This window comes from Citrobacter sp. CtB7.12 (genome assembly GCF_001297795.1).
Classification (GTDB): domain Bacteria; phylum Pseudomonadota; class Gammaproteobacteria; order Enterobacterales; family Enterobacteriaceae; genus Citrobacter_A; species Citrobacter_A amalonaticus.
In genome coordinates, this window is the sequence record NZ_LIFT01000009.1 from 92110 (window position 1) to 110601 (window position 18492).

18 protein-coding genes are annotated in these 18492 nt (G+C 52.4%); 11 read left to right on the plus strand and 7 right to left on the minus strand.

Features of this window, described 5'->3' with window-relative positions:
- Positions 1-8: 8 nt before the first annotated feature.
- The 4 genes from bglJ to pobA form a co-directional block, all read right to left on the minus strand.
- Positions 9-641, minus strand: a complete 633-nt coding sequence (gene bglJ, locus AOY24_RS13190; protein ID WP_054176773.1) for a DNA-binding transcriptional activator BglJ — start codon at positions 639-641, stop codon at positions 9-11.
- Entirely contained in the window at positions 602-1324 is a 723-nt protein-coding gene (locus AOY24_RS13195) for a LuxR C-terminal-related transcriptional regulator (RefSeq protein ID WP_044253906.1), read from the minus strand. The genes bglJ and AOY24_RS13195 overlap by 40 nt, the downstream gene beginning before the upstream one ends.
- Positions 1325-1598: 274 nt before the next feature.
- Entirely contained in the window at positions 1599-2474 is an 876-nt protein-coding gene (locus tag AOY24_RS13200; protein ID WP_054176774.1) for a helix-turn-helix domain-containing protein, read from the minus strand.
- Between the two features lie 12 nt (positions 2475-2486).
- Entirely contained in the window at positions 2487-3674 is a 1188-nt protein-coding gene (pobA, locus tag AOY24_RS13205) for a 4-hydroxybenzoate 3-monooxygenase (protein WP_042999323.1), read from the minus strand.
- Between the two features lie 295 nt (positions 3675-3969).
- Between pobA and AOY24_RS13210 the strand changes: the two genes are divergently transcribed.
- The 6 genes from AOY24_RS13210 to opgB all read left to right on the plus strand — a co-directional run bounded on the left by AOY24_RS13210 (position 3970) and on the right by opgB (position 9702).
- On the plus strand, positions 3970-4746 hold the full coding sequence (locus AOY24_RS13210; RefSeq protein ID WP_042999322.1) for a threonine/serine exporter ThrE family protein: 777 nt from the start codon (positions 3970-3972) through the stop codon (positions 4744-4746).
- Positions 4737-5210, plus strand: a complete 474-nt coding sequence (locus tag AOY24_RS13215; RefSeq protein ID WP_042999321.1) for a threonine/serine exporter — start codon at positions 4737-4739, stop codon at positions 5208-5210. Before AOY24_RS13210 ends, AOY24_RS13215 begins: the two co-directional genes overlap by 10 nt.
- 96 nt (positions 5211-5306) lie before the next feature.
- A complete protein-coding gene (dnaT, locus tag AOY24_RS13220) occupies positions 5307-5846 on the plus strand; it encodes a primosomal protein DnaT (protein ID WP_044264448.1) in 540 nt (179 codons plus the stop codon).
- 2 nt (positions 5847-5848) lie between these two features.
- Complete coding sequence (gene dnaC / locus AOY24_RS13225; protein WP_042321989.1) at positions 5849-6586, plus strand: DNA replication protein DnaC; 738 nt, start codon at positions 5849-5851, stop codon at positions 6584-6586.
- 60 nt (positions 6587-6646) lie between these two features.
- A complete protein-coding gene (locus tag AOY24_RS13230; protein ID WP_042999319.1) occupies positions 6647-7138 on the plus strand; it encodes a DUF2501 domain-containing protein in 492 nt (163 codons plus the stop codon).
- A 272-nt stretch (positions 7139-7410) separates the two neighbouring features.
- The gene (opgB, locus tag AOY24_RS13235) at positions 7411-9702 is read left to right on the plus strand and encodes a phosphatidylglycerol--membrane-oligosaccharide glycerophosphotransferase (RefSeq protein WP_044264452.1); all 2292 of its coding nucleotides are present in this window, start codon (positions 7411-7413) and stop codon (positions 9700-9702) included.
- A gap of 57 nt (positions 9703-9759) precedes the next feature.
- Here the strand turns inward: opgB and AOY24_RS13240 are convergent, their stop codons facing one another.
- Positions 9760-10782, minus strand: coding sequence for a zinc-binding alcohol dehydrogenase family protein (locus AOY24_RS13240; protein ID WP_054176775.1), 1023 nt, complete (start codon positions 10780-10782; stop codon positions 9760-9762).
- A 139-nt stretch (positions 10783-10921) separates the two neighbouring features.
- On the opposite strand from AOY24_RS13240, the gene AOY24_RS13245 reads away from it, so the two are divergent.
- The 5 genes from AOY24_RS13245 to AOY24_RS13265 all read left to right on the plus strand — a co-directional run bounded on the left by AOY24_RS13245 (position 10922) and on the right by AOY24_RS13265 (position 15392).
- Entirely contained in the window at positions 10922-11827 is a 906-nt protein-coding gene (locus AOY24_RS13245; protein WP_042999316.1) for a GntR family transcriptional regulator, read from the plus strand.
- A gap of 171 nt (positions 11828-11998) precedes the next feature.
- Entirely contained in the window at positions 11999-12970 is a 972-nt protein-coding gene (locus tag AOY24_RS13250; protein ID WP_042999315.1) for a C4-dicarboxylate TRAP transporter substrate-binding protein, read from the plus strand.
- A gap of 66 nt (positions 12971-13036) precedes the next feature.
- Positions 13037-13510 (plus strand): TRAP transporter small permease, encoded by a 474-nt coding sequence (locus AOY24_RS13255; protein ID WP_042999314.1) that lies wholly within the window; start codon positions 13037-13039, stop codon positions 13508-13510.
- Positions 13507-14778: a TRAP transporter large permease gene (locus tag AOY24_RS13260; RefSeq protein WP_044253891.1), complete on the plus strand. Its 1272-nt coding sequence runs from the start codon at positions 13507-13509 to the stop codon at positions 14776-14778. Before AOY24_RS13255 ends, AOY24_RS13260 begins: the two co-directional genes overlap by 4 nt.
- Positions 14779-14876: 98 nt before the next feature.
- Complete coding sequence (locus tag AOY24_RS13265; RefSeq protein WP_044264462.1) at positions 14877-15392, plus strand: GNAT family N-acetyltransferase; 516 nt, start codon at positions 14877-14879, stop codon at positions 15390-15392.
- Here the strand turns inward: AOY24_RS13265 and tsr are convergent.
- Entirely contained in the window at positions 15389-17053 is a 1665-nt protein-coding gene (tsr, locus tag AOY24_RS13270; protein ID WP_042999311.1) for a methyl-accepting chemotaxis protein, read from the minus strand. The genes AOY24_RS13265 and tsr overlap by 4 nt on opposite strands.
- Positions 17054-17218: 165 nt before the next feature.
- The gene (locus tag AOY24_RS13275; RefSeq protein ID WP_054176776.1) at positions 17219-18226 is read right to left on the minus strand and encodes an Ldh family oxidoreductase; all 1008 of its coding nucleotides are present in this window, start codon (positions 18224-18226) and stop codon (positions 17219-17221) included.
- Positions 18227-18492: the final 266 nt, after the last annotated feature.

Sequence of the window (18492 nt, forward strand, 5' to 3'; positions counted from 1 at the left end):
CGCGGCGATTAAAGCAGAATATCCGCCGCATGCAGTAAACTGGCGTCAGAATTGACGCCCAGTTTCGACATCACATTAAACTTGTGCGCCCGGATGGTTTTAATATTTCGCGCCAGTTCTGTCGCGATTTGCGGCATTGAATAACCGCAGGACATGAAGCGCAAAATCTCACGCTCTGTCGGGCTCAGCATACGACTCTGATTGAGATACCAGAGATTGCTGTTACTTTCGCTGATCCGCCGCGTACCGCCTAGCGCAGTAAATAACGCCTCCTGCAGCGCGGGGAGCGAAGCGGCTTTGCTCAGTACGCCATCCAACGGTAAGGGCGACAGTGCGTTGATTAAACGCGCTTCAACATCATCATCCGCGATCACCAGGCGACGCATGCCGGGATAATTTTCAGCCAGTTCGATCAGACTCATCAACCCCACCCGCCTGTCTTTTCTGATCGAGGAGAGAGAGAAAATAATGGCAGAAAAAGCAGTCGTACCCATCGCCTGTTGAAAATCATCCAGCGTCAAATAGAGGTGTAATTTATATTGGCTATCAAACGTTGCGTTAAATAAACTCTGAATACCAATACCACTCATAACACATTTTTCTATGAGTGCGACATTTCGCGTACAGTTTCTATTTTCCATTCTGCTGTCTCTCCATATACTGAAGGTAAATTCAGCTCCCTGGCTCCCTGAGAACTGTTAATCCATGCGTACATTTCCGCATTACTGTGTATTGATAATCGGCGCATCGCGCTATTTTTTTGGGCGCTGATGGTTTTGTTACTTTTTTTAAGTAATGCCGCAATCTGATTAATCCCCCAACCTTTCCCCAGCAGGCGCAGTACTTTTCGCTCTGATAGCGTTAAAAGAATGGCGTGAGAACCAAATTCCAGAGGTTCTAATTCTGGGGGTGACAACAGCATTTTGCTGATTCGGTCAGGGCTGCTGTGTCCCGAGCGGATAGTACTTACCAGACTCTCAATCGGTTCGACATCAGACAGCAGCGTACTGGAGGGGCGCATCAATAATTCGACCGCCTGCGCGTAATACGCGCGCGACACCATGAAAACCCAGTGGATATCACGGTATTGAGAAAGAAGTGCGTAGAATCGCTCGCAAACAGCGCGCGGGTGATGGCAGTCACCGGTTAAATCCACGATCACCAATTCCGTCCGACGCAGTTGTAGTGGCGTGAGTTCTTCTACGACACTACAGATGGTGAGTTCATACTCCGGGAAATGCAGTTGCATAACCCCGTGGAGTCCCGCTTGTATCACGGGAACTTTACTGATGACAATTCCGTTTTTGCAGCATCCTGGCAACATATATCCTCCATATTCATATGCTTTTATCTTTCTGTTATTAATGAATCGCATTTGAATTAACACATACAATTATGCAATACAAAAAACAAAACAATAGACAATATGAATTGTTTATCCCTGGTGTTTTAACGTTAATTCCGTAAAATGCGGTTATACAACTATCACGGGGTATAATACAAGTCGATATTGTCGATAGATACGTCGCATTCCAGAACAGGATATTAAACATTCTTATTTTATATATGAATTTTTTATTTATCCAAATTTGGACAAGCTATTTATTCTTAATATATTCCCGGTATGCCTTCGGAGACAACGCGGCGTGTTTTTTAAAGAAGCGGGAAAAATAGGTAACATCGCTGAATCCCAGATAGTCGGAGATCTGGCTTACCGTCATGCTGGTATATTGCAGGCTACGTTTGGCTTCGAGCATCAACCGCTGATGCAAAACGCTTAATGCACTGCAATGATGAAATTCACGGCATAACTGATTCAGGTAATTTGCGGAAAGCCCGATTCGATGCGCGTATTCTGCAAGGGGAAGATGTTCGCGATAGTGGCTCTCAATCTGCCGGGCAAAAAGGCCTATTGCGCTACGCCGGCGCGCCAGGGTGTCATTCGATGGCTGAACCGGCAGACGCTGCCTACGAAGCCAGACCAGCAGCGCACTCAGCAATGAAAACAGCATCATTTCCCGCGCCTCGTTATCCGTCTGATACTCCCTCTGCAAGGCGGAAAACAACGTGCGGATGTGGCTGCGAGACTGAGCCACCGGCACGCACTGAGGGGTAGTGAGCAATGACAACGGCTGTGGGAACTGAGACTCCAGGCGGCCAATCAGCGGTAACGCCAGAGAAAGAACGTAACCTTGCGTCCCGGGGGAAAAGCGAAAACCGTGGACACAAAGCGCAGGGACGACCTGAATACAGGCATCACGCATCATCGTCGTCTGCCCCTCGATTTCAATCGTTGCCTCCCCCCGATGCAAGTAGAGCAACTGGACGATCTCCGCATGCTGATGCACCCTAATATGCCACTCATATAAACTGCTGCGCTGATGAATTGATTCGCAGTGCAGCAGGTCGGGAGTGGGCCATCCCTGGTGTTCACCATACAATTTAAAAACAGGGACAATGTCAGCCGGTGGCATCATTTTTCCTCATTACTCACCAATCTTTTCGTAAGGCAGTCCGACATAGTTCTCCGCGATTGTCGTCAGTCCCGCTTGCGAGCCCAGATAGTACTGACGGTCCGCCTCCTGCATCTTGCGATCAAAATCGCTCTTTCCCTGAAAATCATGCAGCAGATGGGTCATAAACCAGCTGAAACGCTCCCCCTTCCATACCCGGTTCAGGGCCAGTCGGGAATAGGTCGCCAGCAGGTCGTTACGCCCGTGCTGATAGTACTGCGTCAAAATACGCCATAAATAATTCACATCAGACGCGGCCAGATTCAGTCCCTTTGCACCGGTCGGCGGCACGATATGCGCCGCATCACCAACCAGAAAGAGCTTGCCATATTGCATCGGTTCCACCACGTAGCTACGTAATGGTGCGATACTCTTTTCAAGTGAGTGACCAGTCACTAACTTCATGGCCAGTTCATCAGGCAGACGCCGTTTCAGCTCGCCCCAGAAACGCTCATCGCTCCAGGAGTCCACCTGCTCGCTGAGCGGGACCTGCAAATAGTAGCGACTTCGTGTTAGTGAGCGCTGACTACAAAGTACAAATCCGCGCTCATGATGCGCATAAATCAACTCCGGATTGACTGGCGGCGTATCGGCCAGCAGCCCCAGCCAGCCAAACGGCCAGATGCTTTCGTATTCGCGAATGACATCACGCGGAATACTTTGTCGGGAAACGCCGTGGAATCCATCACACCCGGCAATGAAATCGCACTCAATGCGGCACTTCTCCCCTTCTTTCTCAAACGTGACAAAAGGACGGTCACTTTTAGCATCGTGAATGTCTACCTGCTGAACGCCATAAATCGTAGGCGCACCACAGTCGCTACGCGCTTGCATCAGGTCCCGTGTGACTTCCGTTTGTCCGTAGACCATCACGCTTTTGCCGCCGGTCAATTCACTCAGCGCGACGGGAATGCGTTTGCCATCAAAAATAAACTCAACGCCATGATGTACGAGACCTTCGCTGTCCATGCGCTGCGCCACACCAGCTTCCCGCAAAAGCGAAACCGTCCCACTCTCGAGGATCCCCGCCCGGATGCGCCCCAGCACATACTCCGGCGTCTGACGTTCAATGATGAGTGTGCGGATCCCCACCTTATGCAGTAATTGTCCCAGTAGCAGGCCGGAAGGTCCTGCCCCAATAATTGCGACCTGAGTTTTCATCACATTCCTCGTCTGCATCGTTGATTATTTGTTTAATCAATGTTGAATAAAAGTTTCAAATTGCATTTTTGATAAGCAGACACAGAAAAAGAAGGGCTAAATGCGGTTAAAAATTGCACTTTTCACCGATTTAGCAAAACTGTGGCGCAGTTCAAATTCCGGCCACCGTAGAGCGGGTTCTTTTTTCAACAGAAAGATTGATCTCAGCCGGAGCCAAAAAACGCGCACTTCGTGATACAAAGATGTCTTTCGTCATTCGACAGTACGTAACGCGTCTTTTCAGCCAGGGCGAGTCATGCAAGAAGAGCAGTCATTACAGCGAACGGTTACACGGTTATGCATTCAGTGTGGGCTTTTTTTACTGCAACACGGCGCGGAGAGCGCGTTGGTTGATGAACTCTCTACCCGACTTGGACTGGCATTGGGGATGGACAGCGTCGAAAGCGCTATCTCCTCCAATGCTATCGTTCTGACCACTATTAAAGATGGGCAATGCCTGACCTCCACGCGAAAAAACCAGGATCGCGGCATTAATATGCATGTGGTCACTGAGGTTCAGCACATCGTCATTCTCGCCGAACATAAGCTGCTGGATTACAAAGGCGTCGAGAAACGTTTCAGCCAGGTCAGGCCCCTGCGCTATCCGCGCTGGCTGGTCGCGTTGATGGTCGGCCTCTCCTGCGCCTGCTTCTGTAAGCTGAATAACGGCGGTTGGGACGGCGCGGTGATTACCTTTTTTGCCAGCATGGTGGCGATGTATATTCGTCAAATCCTGGCGCATCGTCATTTGCATCCACAGATCAACTTTTGCGTCACGGCTTTTGTCGCGACCACCATTTCCGGCCTGATGTTACACCTTCCCGCCTTTAGCCAGACGCCCACGGTGGCGATGGCCGCCAGCGTCCTGCTGCTGGTTCCCGGTTTTCCGCTGATCAACGCGGTGGCGGATATGTTTAAAGGACACATCAATACCGGTCTGGCGCGCTGGGCGATCGCCAGCTTGCTGACGCTCGCAACCTGCGTGGGCGTGGTCATGGCGCTGACACTTTGGGGGCTTCGCGGATGGGTATAATCGATTTCATTCTCGCGCTGATGCAGGACATGCTGCTTTCCGCGATCCCGGCACTGGGGTTTGCGATGGTCTTTAACGTCCCCCACCGCGCCCTACCCTGGTGTGCGCTGCTCGGTGCGCTCGGTCACGGTTCGCGTATGGTGATGATGACCGCCGGGTTTAATATTGAATGGTCAACGTTTGTTGCCTCGCTGCTTGTCGGCAGCATCGGCATCCAATGGTCGCGCTGGTATCTGGCGCATCCCAAAGTGTTTACCGTTGCGGCGGTGATCCCGATGTTCCCCGGAATTTCAGCCTACACGGCAATGATCTCTGCGGTGAAAATCGGCCACTTCGGCTACAGCGAACCGTTGATGATTACGCTGCTGACCAATTTCCTGAAAGCCTCGTCGATTGTGGGCGCGCTTTCGATCGGACTCTCCGTGCCCGGCTTGTGGCTCTACCGAAAACGCCCACGCGTTTAATCGCCGCGGCAGGCGCATCCCTGCCGCTCCTCCTCATCGGTGTGTTACTATAGAAGCAGTGTCCCTTCTCGGTTGTAGTCGGTATTGAGAAACGTTATGTCATCCAGAATTTTGACCCCGGACGTCATTGGTATTGACGCCTTATTACACGATCACCAGACGGTGCTGGCGAAGTCTGAAGCTGGCGCGGTGGCGGTGTTTGCCAATAACGCCCCGGCTTTTTATGCGCTGACCCCCGCACGCCTGGCGCAACTGCTGGCGCTCGAAGAAAAGCTCGCTCGTCCTGGGAGCGATGTGACGCTGGATGCACAGTTTTATGAAGAACCGCAACCGGTGCCGGTCGCCGTACCGCTGGGGAAATTCGCCATGTATCCCGCCTGGCAGCCGGATGCCGACTTTCAGCGTCAGGCCGCACTGTGGGGCGTGGCGTTAAGAGAGCCGGTCACCACCGAAGAGCTGGCTTCGTTCGTGACTTACTGGCAAGCGGAAGGCAAAGTGTTTCATCACGTGCAGTGGCAGCAAAAACTGGCGCGCAGCGTCCAGATCGGCCGCGCAAGCAACGGCGGCTTGCCGAAACGTGATGTGAATACGGTCAGCGAACCAGATAATCAAATTCCACCGGGCTTTAGAGGTTAACCATGAAAAACGTTGGCGATCTGATGAAACGTCTGCAAAAAATGATGCCCGCCCATATCGAACCGGCGTTTAAAACGGGTGAAGAACTACTGGCATGGCAGAAAGAGCAAGGTGAAATTCGCGCCGCCGCACTGGCTCGCGAAAATCGGGCGATGAAAATGCAGCGCACTTTTAACCGTTCCGGCATCCGTCCGTTACATCAAAACTGCTCTTTCGATAACTATCATGTGGAATGCGAAGGCCAGATGAATGCGCTAAGCAAAGCGCGTCAGTACGTGGAAGAGTTCGACGGCAACATCGCCAGTTTTATCTTCTCAGGCAAACCGGGAACGGGGAAAAACCACCTCGCCGCGGCAATCTGCAACGAGCTGCTGCTGCGCGGAAAGTCGGTACTGATAATCACCGTGGCGGACATCATGTCGGCGATGAAAGAGACGTTCAGCAATCGCCAAACCAGTGAAGAGCAGTTGCTCAACGATTTGAGCAATGTTGATCTGCTGGTCATTGATGAGATCGGCGTGCAAACCGAATCGCGCTATGAAAAAGTGATCATCAACCAGATCGTCGATCGTCGTTCCTCTTCAAAACGCCCGACCGGCATGCTCACTAACAGTAACATGGAAGAAATGACCAAACTGCTGGGTGAACGCGTGATGGATCGCATGCGACTGGGCAATAGCCTGTGGGTGATCTTCAACTGGGACAGTTTTCGCAGTCGGGTAACCGGCAAAGAGTATTAAGACCATTCTTAGACTGAGCGGCGCTATACTCCGACCATGGTTTATACACGAGTAATCACAATGAAAACGACAAAACGTTTGCTGTGCTGCGTAATCGCGGCCAGTGCCTGCTTCGCCGCCAATACTTTCGCCGCCTCCTGGCAAGACTCGCTCTCCAGCGCCGCCAGCGAACTGAGCAAGCAGAGTACCACCTCATCGCAAAGCGGCACCTCGCTCTCTTCCCTGACCAGCCTGCTGAACGGCGGCAACCAGGCGCTGAGTGCGAACAATATGAATAACGCCGCCGGGATTTTGCAATACTGCGCGAAGCAGAAGCTGGCGTCCGTTACCGATGCGGAAAATGTGAAAAATCAGGTACTGGATAAGCTTGGCCTCGGCGCGACCGAGCAAAAGCAGGACACCAACTATCTGGACGGTATTCAGGGTCTGCTCAATACCAAAGACGGTCAGCAGCTTAACCTGAACAATATCGGCAGCACGCCGCTCGCAGAAAAGGTGAAAACCAAAGCCTGCGACCTGGTACTCAAACAGGGTATGAACTTTATTTCCTGATCCCCGACGCCGCGTTTTGGTCGTTTTTCGCCAGTCGCGGCGCTTCTCCCCCCTTTTCGCCCTTCTTTCATGCTCATCCCAGGCATGGCGGGAAGTGACGGCGATCAAAAAAGCCTCTTTCTAAACCAATTCTGAATAACAAGGTAATTAAATGTCACTAGAATTGCAGCTAAGTGACAACCCCATTACATTGTACTTTCTGTAAACGCTAATCTGCCAGTCGAAGGCCTGGTTTAAAGCCTAATCACAAGGCTATTTGTGAGGATCGTCCGTTGTCTGAGTTACTCTCCATCGCGCTGTTTCTTGCCTCTGTATTGATTTATGCCTGCAAAGCGGGTCGCAACACCTGGTGGTTTATCGCTACCCTGACGGTGCTGGGACTTTTTGTGATTCTGAATATCACGCTTTTCGCCAGCGACTATTTCACCGGTGATGGAATTAACGATGCCGTACTCTACACGTTGACGAACAGTCTGACAGGGGCCGGTGTCGGCAAATACATTCTGCCGGGCATCGGCATTGCATTAGCGCTCGTGGCGGTCTTTGGCACGCTGGGCTGGGTGCTGCGTCGTCGTCGCCATCATCCCCACCATTTTGGTTACAGCCTGCTGGCACTGCTGTTGGCGCTGGGCTCCGTCGATGCCAGCCCGGCATTTCGTCAGATCAGCGAACTGGTTAAATCCCAGACCCGAGAGGGCGATCCCGATTTCGCGGCCTACTATAAAGAACCGGCGAAAAGCATCCCCAACCCGAAACTGAATCTGGTGTACATCTACGGTGAAAGCCTGGAGCGTACCTATTTCGACAATGAGGCCTTCCCGGAACTCACCCCGGAACTCGGCGCGTTGAAAAACGAAGGTATGGATTTCAGCCACACCCAGCAGTTACCGGGTACAGACTACACCATCGCCGGAATGGTCGCTTCCCAGTGCGGTATTCCCCTGTTCGCGCCGTTTGAAGGCAACGCGTCAGCGTCAGTCTCCAGCTTCTTCCCGCAAAATATCTGCCTCGGGGATATCCTGAAAAACTCCGGCTATCAAAACCACTTTGTGCAAGGGGCAAACCTGCGTTTTGCCGGGAAAGACGTGTTCCTGAAGTCCCACGGCTTCGATTATCTGTATGGCGCCGAAGAGTTAAAAAGCGTCGTCGCCGATCCGAATTACCGCAATGACTGGGGCTTCTATGACGATACGGTACTGGATGAAGCGTGGAAGAAGTTCGAAGAGCTCTCCCGTTCCGGCCAGCGTTTTTCGTTGTTTACCCTGACCGTTGATACCCATCATCCGGATGGCTTTATCTCACGTGCCTGTCAGCGAAAACGCTATGATTTCGACGGTAAACCTAACCAGTCTTTTAGCGCCGTCAGCTGTAGTCAGGAAAATATCGCGGCATTTATCAATAAAATCAAAGCATCACCGTGGTTTAAAAATACGGTGATTGTGGTCTCTTCAGACCATCTGGCGATGAACAACAGCGCATGGAAATACCTGAACAAGCAGGATCGCAACAACCTGTTCTTCGTGATACGTGGCGACAAACCTCAGCAGGAGACGCTGGCGGTCAAACGTAACACCATGGATAACGGCGCCACGGTGCTGGATATTCTCGGCGGCGATAACTTTATTGGCCTGGGGCGTAGTAGCCTGTCAGGTCAGTCGATGTCGGAAGTGTTCCTCAACAGCAAAGAAAAGATCCTCGCCATGAAGCCGGACATCATTCGCCTGTGGAACTTCCCGAAAGAGATGAAAGATTTCACCGTCGACCGGGATAAAAATATGATCGCCTTCTCCGGCAGCCATTTCCGTCTGCCGCTGCTGCTGCGGGTGTCGGATAAGCGCGTCGAGCCACTGCCGGAAAGTGAATACTCCGCTCCGCTGCGCTACCAGCTTGCCGACTTTGCCCCACGCGATAACTTCGTTTGGGTCGATCGCTGCTACAAGATGGGCCAGTTGTGGTCACCGGAACTGGCGCTCTCAACCGACTGGTGTGTCTCGCAGGGACAGCTTGGCGGCGAGCAAATCGTCCAGCATGTTGATAAAGCGCAGTGGAAAGGTAAGACGGCCTTTAAAGACACAATGATCGACATGGAACGCTATAAAGGCAACGTCGATACCCTGAAAATTGTCGACAACGACATCCGCTATAAAGCCGACAGCTTTATCTTCAACGTGGCAGGCGCGCCGGAAGAGGTGAAGCAGTTCAGCGGGATTTCTCGTCCGGAATCCTGGGGACGCTGGTCTAACGCGCAACTGGCAGAAGAAGTGAAGATCGAGTACAAACAGCCGCTGCCGAAAAAATTCGATCTGGTGATCACCGCGAAAGCCTTCGGCGACAATGCGAATCGTCCCATTCCGGTGCGCGTAGGCAAGGAAGAGCAGACGCTGGTGCTAGGTCACGATGTTACCACCACCACGCTGCATTTCGACAACCCGACAGAGTCCGATACGCTGGTGATTGTCCCGCCCGATCCGGTCCCGACCAACGAAGGCAACATCCTCGGTCACTCACCGCGTAAGCTGGGGATCGGAATGGTTGAAATCAAAGTGGTCAGCGCTCAGGGCTGACCACCGACAATAAAAAAAACAGCGCCCAACACCACTCCGGGCGCTGCATGGCAATCGTCAGAACGTAATCACTCCTTTGATCAACGCCCGGTTGTTAATCACATCCTGTTCGAAGATCTCCGCAAGCTGGCTGAACGGATAGCGATGCGTAAGCATCATTTCAGCGCTCAGTTTGCCTTCTGCCATCAGTCGTCCCACTTTCGCAAAATCCTCCGGCGTGGCGTTACGACTGCCCATCATGGTGGTCTCTTTCTTGTGAAATTCCGGGTCAGAGAACTGCAAGTCGCCTTTAAACAGCCCGACAAAAACGATGGTGCCGCCGTGGCGGATCAAGTTAACGCTATTGTTCATGGCATGCGGGTTCCCCGTCGCATCGAGCACTTTCTGCGCCAGTGGACCGCCAAACAGCGCGCGCAGTTGAGCCTCAAAATCTGCCGCAGAGGGATCCACTACCGGCAGGTCAAGACGAGAAGCAACGTGTTCGCGACGTGCAGCGCTGGTATCGGCCACCGCCACCTGCGCCCCTTCTGCTTTGGCAATGGCCGCCGCGCCGATCCCAATCGGTCCGGCTCCAACGACCAATACCTGCTCACCGGGGGCGATAGCGGCACGGCGTACCGCATGCGCGCTAATCGCGTAAGGCTCGATCAACGCCGCAGCCTGAGGATCAATCCCCTCCGCCAACAGCAGATTGGTCGCCGGCACGCTGAGATACTCGCTAAACCCCCCGTCCTGATGCACGCCGATCACCGAGATCTTCTCGCAGCAGTTCGTTCGTCCTCCCAGGCACGCCGGACACTGCTGACAGGCGACATACGGGATCACCGCTACCTGTTGACCCACTTTAAACTGCGTCACCTTCTCGCCGAGCGTCACAATATCCCCACATATTTCATGGCCTAACACGCGCGGATAACTAAAAAAAGGTTGATTACCTCCCCAGGCATGAATATCGGTTCCGCAAATACCGACAGACTTAATTTTAATTAGCGCTTCCTGTTTATCCGGAATTGGAATTGCGCGTTTCTCATGAATTAATTTTTTGGGTTCCTGGCAAATCAACATATTCATTGTGGACATCGTTATGCGCTCCTGTTTCTTTGTTGCTTCAGATATTGATGAAAATAGAAATAGCCGCGTAACGAGAAAGCTAATTTGTGAAACTCTGCGCATTAAAATGTTTTAAATCGGGTTTTAATGCAGTCAAAAGGAGATCCCGATGAGCCGTTCGCAAAATTTACGTCACAATGTTATTAACCAGGTGATCGATGATATGGCGCGCGGCCACCTTCCTTCACCGTTGCCGTCGCAAAGCGCCTTAGCTGAGATGTACAACATCAGCCGTACCACCGTGCGCCACATGCTGAACCACCTCAGCGAGTGCGGCGTGCTGACTCTGGTCGGCAACGACCACGTCATTACCCGAAGCCCCGAACATGATGATGGTTTTGCCTGTACCACCGCCTCCATGGCCGAGCAGAACCGTATTTTTGAGCAGGCGTTTTATACGATGATTAACCAACGCCAGCTTCGCGCTGGCGAGACGTTCTCTGAACTTCAACTGGCCAGAGCGGCTGGGGTCAGCCCGGTGGTGGTACGAGAATACCTTTTAAAATTTGGACGTTACGATCTCATCCAGAGCGAGAAACGCGGCCAATGGAGCATGAAAAAGTTCGATCAGTCCTATGCAGAACAGCTTTTTGAGCTGCGTGAGATGCTGGAAACCCATGCGCTACAGCATTTTCTCAATCTGCCGGATGACGATCCGCGCTGGCTGCAGGCCAAAATGCTGCTGGAACGCCACCGTACGCTGCGCGACAGCGTCGGCAGCGACTTCCGTATGTTCTCCCTGCTGGACCGTGATTTTCACGCACTGCTGCTCTCAGCTGCCGATAATATATTTTTTAATCAATCGCTTGAGATTATTTCAGTGATCTTCCATTTCCATTACCAGTGGGATGAGCGCGATCTTAAACAACGCAATATCATCGCCATTGATGAGCACATGACCATCCTCAGCGCGCTGATTTGCCGCAGCGATCTCGATGCGCTTCTTGCACTGCGTAACCACCTGAATACGGCGAAGCAATCGATGATTCGCTCTATTCGACAAGAAAACGAGTAAATTAAAAACACATTAAAAACAACAAACCTTTAGCAAGAGCACGATTTCATACAACGCATACAGCACCATGATGACTTTCTGCTTACTTTCTGATTAGGCAGGATTCACTCTGAATTTTTTCGCCAGTAAAAAAGTTGGTTTTATTCGTTGACCCCTGGGAGCAAGTAGAAAATGAACAAGATAATAGCCGTGCTGATTACTGTTTGTACTTTTTTTCTGCCATTCACCATTCAGGCTAAACCGCTTTCTATTAAAGTCGCATATGAGAATAATCCAGGCGAGCCATTAGATGTGGTGATGCGCTACTGGGCTGACATTCTGAATAAAAAAAGTAATGGAGAAATAACCCTGGTTCTCTATCCCAGCTCACAGCTAGGGTCAAAACAAGATGTGACTGAACAAGCCATGATGGGAATGAACGTCATCACGCTCACCGACGTGGCTTTCCTTGCCGATTATGAACCTGATTTAGGTATTTTGTTTGGACCTTATCTGACTGACGATCCGCAAAAACTCTTCAAAATCTATGAGAGCGACTGGTTCCGTCAAAAAAATGAAGACCTGAAGAAAAAAGGGATTCATGTGGTGATGAACAATTATCTGTACGGCACCCGTCAGATTATTTCTAAAAAACCGATTCGCAAAGTGGAAGATCTGGCGGGGATGAAAATCCGCGTACCAAATAATGTCATGCAAATTAAAGCCATTCAGGCAATGGGCGCCACGCCAACCCCTATGCCGCTGGGTGAAGTTTACCCTGCACTGACTCAGGGCGTTATTGATGGCGTTGAAAACCCGATTTCTGTTCTGCAAGGACAAAAACTGTTTGAGCAGGCGAAATATCTGTCGATGGTCAATTACCTGACCAACACCTCGGTATGGATTGGTGGCGAAGCCTTTTTCAGTACGCTCTCTCCTGAGCAGCTGGAATTGATTCACTCAACGGGTTATGAAGCGGGTCTCTATAGCCAAAAATTAACGATTGAACGCGACGCCGAAATGCTGAAGGCCATGGAAGCGGAAGGCGTCGAAGTAATTTACCCGGATACTGAAGCATTCCGCCAGAAAGCTCGCGACGTGTACACGCAATTCCCGGAGTGGACGCCGGGTTTGTATGAAACCATTCAACAGCAACTGCAATAAATACAGGCCCAGATCGCCCTAAACCTTTTTCTCTCAAGGCCAGGGCGACTCTCTGAAGGAGGATTAATGCGTTTCTTTGGCAAGCTTGTAGAACTGAGCGCAGCACTGGCACTGTTTATCCTGGTGATAATGACCATTGCCGCCGTATTCATGCGCTATTTTGTCGGACAGCCCATTCAATGGACCGAGGAAATGTCCGGACTGCTGATGATTTGGGTAGTGATGTTGGGGGGCGTGGTGGCTGAGCGCGACCGGGCGCATCTGACGATTCCTTTTGTCGTCGATATGCTCCCGCATAAAATCAAACGCATTATTGCCTCGCTGGTTGCTGTGCTGTCCATCGGATTGCTGGTTTATATGGCCTGGCTGGGTTATCGACTGGCGGAAATGGCGCAGTACAAGGTCACGCAAATCTTAAAAGTGTCCTGGTTCTGGATTGATGTCGCCGTTCCGGTCGGCACCCTGGCAACGGCAGCGTACACGCTCTACTGGTTAATTAATGACGTTAAACAGGCCGATGTCGGTGAGGAAAAACAATGAGCTGGTTATTAATTATTCCACTAATGATCGTGTGCTTATTTCTGAATATTCGTGTTTATCTGGCAATGTTTATCGGCATTATTGCCTATTTCCTCTTCTTTTCCACGGTTCCGATTGAAATTGCGGTTCAGCGGTTGATTGCGCCAACCCAAAGCCCATCCCTGCTGGCAATACCCTTCTTTATCTTGTTGGGTACGCTGATGAGTTATACCGGTATTGCAGAACGTATCCTGCAGGTGGCGAATATTCTGGTCGGTAAAATGCGGGGCGGACTCGGTGTCGCTAATATTCTGGTCAGTACCATGATGGGAGGGGTCAGCGCCTCAAACCTGGCCGACGCTGCGATGCTGTCACGCATGATGGTCCCCGAGATGGAGCGTAAAGGCTACAACCGCGCCTTTGCAGCGGCGATCACCGCCGGGGGATCGCTTGTCACCCCGATTATCCCACCGGGAATTGCCCTGATTATTTATGGGCTGGTGGCAGACGTCTCCATCGGAAAAATGTTCATGGCTGGTCTGATTCCGGGTCTGCTCTGTGCGGTGTTGTTAATGTTTACGGTTTATCTGGTTGCCCGTAAAACCAACGCTAAGCCCTCACGCGACACCTGGCCTACCGGTAAGGAAGCGCTCTTCTCGCTTGGGCAGGCATGGCCCGCTCTGTTTTTGATTTTTGCCGTCGTCGGGGGGATTCGCGCCAACATCTTCACCCCAACAGAAGCCGGTGCGGCAGCGGTGCTCATCGTGTTGATTATCGGTTTCTTCATTTATCGTCAAATGACTCTCGGCCATGTCGTGAAAGCGCTGGGAGAAACGGCACGGGCAACGGCATCGGTCATGTTAGTCATCATGGCAAGTGCCGCGCTCGGTTGGATCTTCTCAATGGAACATGCTGGCGTCGCGGTGGCGAACTTTGTCACGACGCTGACAGAAAACAAATACATATTCCTGTTAATTATCAATATTCTTTTGCTAACACTGGGGATGTTTCTTGAAGGGAATGCCATTCTGCTGATTCTGGTTCCCTTGCTTAAACCTGTCGTGGCGCATTTTGGAATCGACCCGGTACACTTCGGTATCATCATGATTTTCAACCTTTCTATTGGCGCCTTCACGCCGCCGGTTGGCACCGTCATGTTACTGGTCTGCAATATTACGCAGGTTTCTGTCGGACAGTTTTTCCGCCAGTCTCTACCGTTACTGGGTACCTTGTTACTCATGCTGATGTTGGTGACCTACATACCGGCTATTTCGTTATTTCTCGTCTAACCTGTTAACCCCAAAGTGTCCCCGCTCGCGGGGACTTTTCCCTGTGACCGGACAGCGCGTTATACTGCCCTCATTGTCACCTTATTCCCGGTATCGTTATGGACATTACGGTTCGCCCCACTACACTGGCAGACGCTGCCGTTCTGCCTGCGATTGAACGCTCAGCAGGACAGCGTTTTTTAACGGTGCCAGCGCTGGCATGGATCGCGGACGATCACATTGTTAGTGCGGAACTGCACCGTGAATATGCCGCTAAAGGATTGAGCTGGCTGGCGCTGGTTGACGATCGGCCCGTTGGATTTCTGCTGGGCGAAGCGATGGAGACGTCGCTGTATATTGCCGAATTTTCGCTGCATCTGGCGTGGCAAGGTAAAGGCATTGGCCGCCAGTTAATCAACACCGTCGCGCAATGGGCATGTGAGCAGGGCTTTACCTCCCTGACGCTCACCACGTTTCGCCATGTCGCCTGGAACGCACCGCTGTATCAACATCTGGGATTTGAAATACTGGAAGAGAACGCGTGGCCGGCGGCATTACGCCAGAAGCGAGAGGAAGAAACGGCGCATGGCATCCCGTTTGAATCGCGTTGTGCCATGCGCCTGATGCTTAATTAAAACGTTTCCCAGTTATCCCCGGTTTCCGCTACAGCGGCTTTACGCGGTTGAACCGTTGTGGAAACGGACTTCACGCTGGCAACGTCACGCGCACGCTGCTGTTCCTGCTGGATACGAAACACGGCGACGGCCTGCGTCAGACGGCTGGCCTGCTCTTCCAGCGCCGCAGCGGCGGCGGCTGACTCTTCCACCAGCGAGGCGTTCTGCTGAGTTACGCGATCCATTTCCGCCACGGCCAGACCGACCTGGTCAATCCCACGGCTTTGCTCATCGGAAGCCGACGCGATTTCGCCCATGATGTCGGTCACGCGGGTTACCGCATTCACAATCTCATCCATGGTTTCACCGGCGCTTTCTACCAGCGTAGAACCGACGTCAACACGGCTCACGGAGTCTTCAATCAGGCTCTTGATCTCGCGCGCTGCCTGCGCACTGCGCTGCGCGAGGTTACGTACTTCACCGGCAACCACCGCAAAGCCGCGTCCCTGTTCACCTGCACGTGCCGCTTCTACCGCTGCGTTCAGCGCCAGAATGTTGGTCTGGAAGGCAATGCCGTCGATCACGCTGATAATGTCAGCAATTTTCTGTGAACTGGAGGCGATATCGCGCATGGTTTGCACCACGTTATCCACCACTTTCCCGCCTTTTTGCGCCGTTTCGGACGCGCTCAGCGCCAGATGGCTGGCCTGACGGGCGTTTTCGGCGTTCTGCTTAACGGTCGCCGTCAACTCTTCCATGCTCGCCGCCGTCTCTTCCAGAGAGGCTGCCTGCTGCTCGGTACGGGAAGAGAGATCGTTGTTACCCATCGCGATTTCGCTGGCGCCGCTGTAAATGGCGTTCGCGCCGTTACGCACATCGCCCACGGTTCGCACCAGTTCACCCTGCATGTGGCGCAGGCTTTCCGCCAGTTGGCCCATTTCATTGGTGCCTTCTACATCAATCCGCTTCACCAGATCGCCGCTGGCAATGTGACGAATGCTCGCGATCAGGCGGTTCATTGGCGCGATCAGCGACAGTTTGATGCCAAACCAGACGGCAATAATGACCACCAGCACCGCCAACAACACGCTGCCCAGAACCCACATCGCCTGGCTGTAAGAGCTGTTGTTGTCCTCTACCGCCAGGTCATACAGACGGTCGTTCTGTTGCAAGTAGTTCACATACTGCTTCTCAAAACCATCCTGATACCCCTGGGTTGGCTGATCGAAAAACTCGTTGATTTTCCCGGCCCCCAGCAACTGGATCAGTTCGGCTAACGCGTTGTGATAGATATCGTAATTGCGTTTAATTTCCGCCGATGCCGCTTCACTTTGACGTGGGTCACGCGGTAACGCTTCATAGTCCGCCCAGTTTTTCTCCGCCTGTTTCAAAGAGGCGCTGGCAATCTGCATCAGCTCCGCAACGGTCGCGCCGCTGCCGATATTGTTCTGATCCATCATGTAGCGGATACCCGCACGGTTAAGGGTGTTACGCGTTTGCAGCAGAGCCACCCAACTGCCGTTCAGCGTAGACTGCTGCTGGCGAATAGTTTGCAGAACGGTGAAATTCTCTTTGTCATTTTTCAATGCGTTAAAGAACAAACCGCCCGAAGTGAGTTGTAAAAGGCCAAATAAAGCCAGAACCAGCAATAAGCTGGTCACAATCTTGATACGTTTTAACATGTTTTCTCTTTCCGCTAGACAGATACTCTGGTTGTCGGCCTGGAACGAGAAAACTTTATGCAATCGCGAGGGGTATCACAGGAAATTTGTTCAATTAACTGGCAAAAAATGCGATTACCCTCTACCCGAACGGGAATCAGGCGAGGATGCCTCGCCCGTTCTGCCTTATCTCAGTGCGGAAATGTCCTCAAACAGGGAACGGGTAATCGTCACCCCTTCCAGCAACGATTTCTCACGCGAACTGAAGCGTCTTTCTCCTGGTAAGCGTGCGCCTTGCTCTTGCATTGCGGCAAACAGGGTTTCGGCGCGATCCAGATGATGATGCGCCTCATCCCCGAGGAACCGGGACGGGTCAAGTGCCAGAATCAGCTCGCCGCCGTATGGCAGACCGCCTGCCCCCTCATCCCAGGCCAGCGATTCCGCACTGGTCATATCACCGATGAGCGGCCCTGCCAGCAGTTCAACCATTGCCGCAAACGCCGAGCCCTTGTGTCCGCCAAAGGTCAGCATCGCGCCATTTAATACCGCCTGCGGATCGGTTGACGGTCGCCCTTCGCTGTCGATACCCCACCCTTCCGGAATCGCTTTTCCAGCTCGCAGATGCAACTGGATCTCGCCGCGCGCCGCCGCGCTGGTCGCCATATCAAAAATGTAAGGCGGTTTGCCTTTGCGCGGCCAGCCAAACGCGATGGGATTAGTGCCAAACAGCGGACGCGTACCGCCTGACGGTGCGACCCAGGCGTGACTTGGCGTACAGGCGTAGCCCACCAGTCCGGCGTCCGTCAGAGGTTCAATATCTGCAAATAATGCGGAAAAGTGAACGCAGCGGTTGATCGCCAGCGCCGCAATTCCGCATGCGCTGGCTTTACTGATGAGCAACGGCAGCGCCTGTTCATAGGCCACCAGCGAGAACGCGCCGCCAGCATCTGCTTTGACGATAGCGGGCGCCTGATCGAAAATCTGCGGACGGGCATCAGCGGAGACTTTTCCTTTACGCAGGGTCTCGACGATCCCCAGCAAGCGCCATAACCCGTGAGACGCGCAGCCGTCGCGCTCGCCCGCCGTCACATTGCGCGCGATAGCATCCGCATGTTCCGCGCTAAAGCCGTTGCTGCTCAGCACCTCACGCGCCAGCGTGTAAGCCTCAGATAAAGTGAGGTTTACTGTTTCCATGTTGTTCTCCTTATGATGTTGTCGGCAATAAGCGTAGTCGGTATTCACCCTTCGTTGGCGGATTTTTCTTTGTGATCTCAGTCACATAATATTTACCGCCCGGCGATCCTCTTTACCGCTTACTGACACTTCTGACCGCTTAACTCACCATTTGACCGCTCACTTATTTACCTTACTTTACACGCGCGACTCTCTGGCAAGATCGTCACCAACATAGCAGTCAAATTACCTCTTCAAACGCAACCCAAACCAAACGGCTTCGGCCA

Coding starts and splice junctions, on each gene's coding strand:
- AOY24_RS13210 (WP_042999322.1), top strand. CDS start 3,970: ATGCAAGAAGAGCAGTCATTACAGCGAACGGTTACACGGTTATGCATT.
- AOY24_RS13255 (WP_042999314.1), top strand. CDS start 13,037: ATGCGTTTCTTTGGCAAGCTTGTAGAACTGAGCGCAGCACTGGCACTG.
- AOY24_RS13245 (WP_042999316.1), top strand. CDS start 10,922: ATGAGCCGTTCGCAAAATTTACGTCACAATGTTATTAACCAGGTGATC.
- AOY24_RS13275 (WP_054176776.1), bottom strand. CDS start 18,226: ATGGAAACAGTAAACCTCACTTTATCTGAGGCTTACACGCTGGCGCGT.
- AOY24_RS13215 (WP_042999321.1), top strand. CDS start 4,737: ATGGGTATAATCGATTTCATTCTCGCGCTGATGCAGGACATGCTGCTT.
- tsr (WP_042999311.1), bottom strand. CDS start 17,053: ATGTTAAAACGTATCAAGATTGTGACCAGCTTATTGCTGGTTCTGGCT.
- dnaC (WP_042321989.1), top strand. CDS start 5,849: ATGAAAAACGTTGGCGATCTGATGAAACGTCTGCAAAAAATGATGCCC.
- AOY24_RS13240 (WP_054176775.1), bottom strand. CDS start 10,782: ATGTCCACAATGAATATGTTGATTTGCCAGGAACCCAAAAAATTAATT.
- AOY24_RS13250 (WP_042999315.1), top strand. CDS start 11,999: ATGAACAAGATAATAGCCGTGCTGATTACTGTTTGTACTTTTTTTCTG.
- AOY24_RS13260 (WP_044253891.1), top strand. CDS start 13,507: ATGAGCTGGTTATTAATTATTCCACTAATGATCGTGTGCTTATTTCTG.
- AOY24_RS13265 (WP_044264462.1), top strand. CDS start 14,877: ATGGACATTACGGTTCGCCCCACTACACTGGCAGACGCTGCCGTTCTG.
- AOY24_RS13200 (WP_054176774.1), bottom strand. CDS start 2,474: ATGCCACCGGCTGACATTGTCCCTGTTTTTAAATTGTATGGTGAACAC.
- AOY24_RS13230 (WP_042999319.1), top strand. CDS start 6,647: ATGAAAACGACAAAACGTTTGCTGTGCTGCGTAATCGCGGCCAGTGCC.
- AOY24_RS13195 (WP_044253906.1), bottom strand. CDS start 1,324: ATGTTGCCAGGATGCTGCAAAAACGGAATTGTCATCAGTAAAGTTCCC.
- bglJ (WP_054176773.1), bottom strand. CDS start 641: ATGGAAAATAGAAACTGTACGCGAAATGTCGCACTCATAGAAAAATGT.
- dnaT (WP_044264448.1), top strand. CDS start 5,307: ATGTCATCCAGAATTTTGACCCCGGACGTCATTGGTATTGACGCCTTA.
- pobA (WP_042999323.1), bottom strand. CDS start 3,674: ATGAAAACTCAGGTCGCAATTATTGGGGCAGGACCTTCCGGCCTGCTA.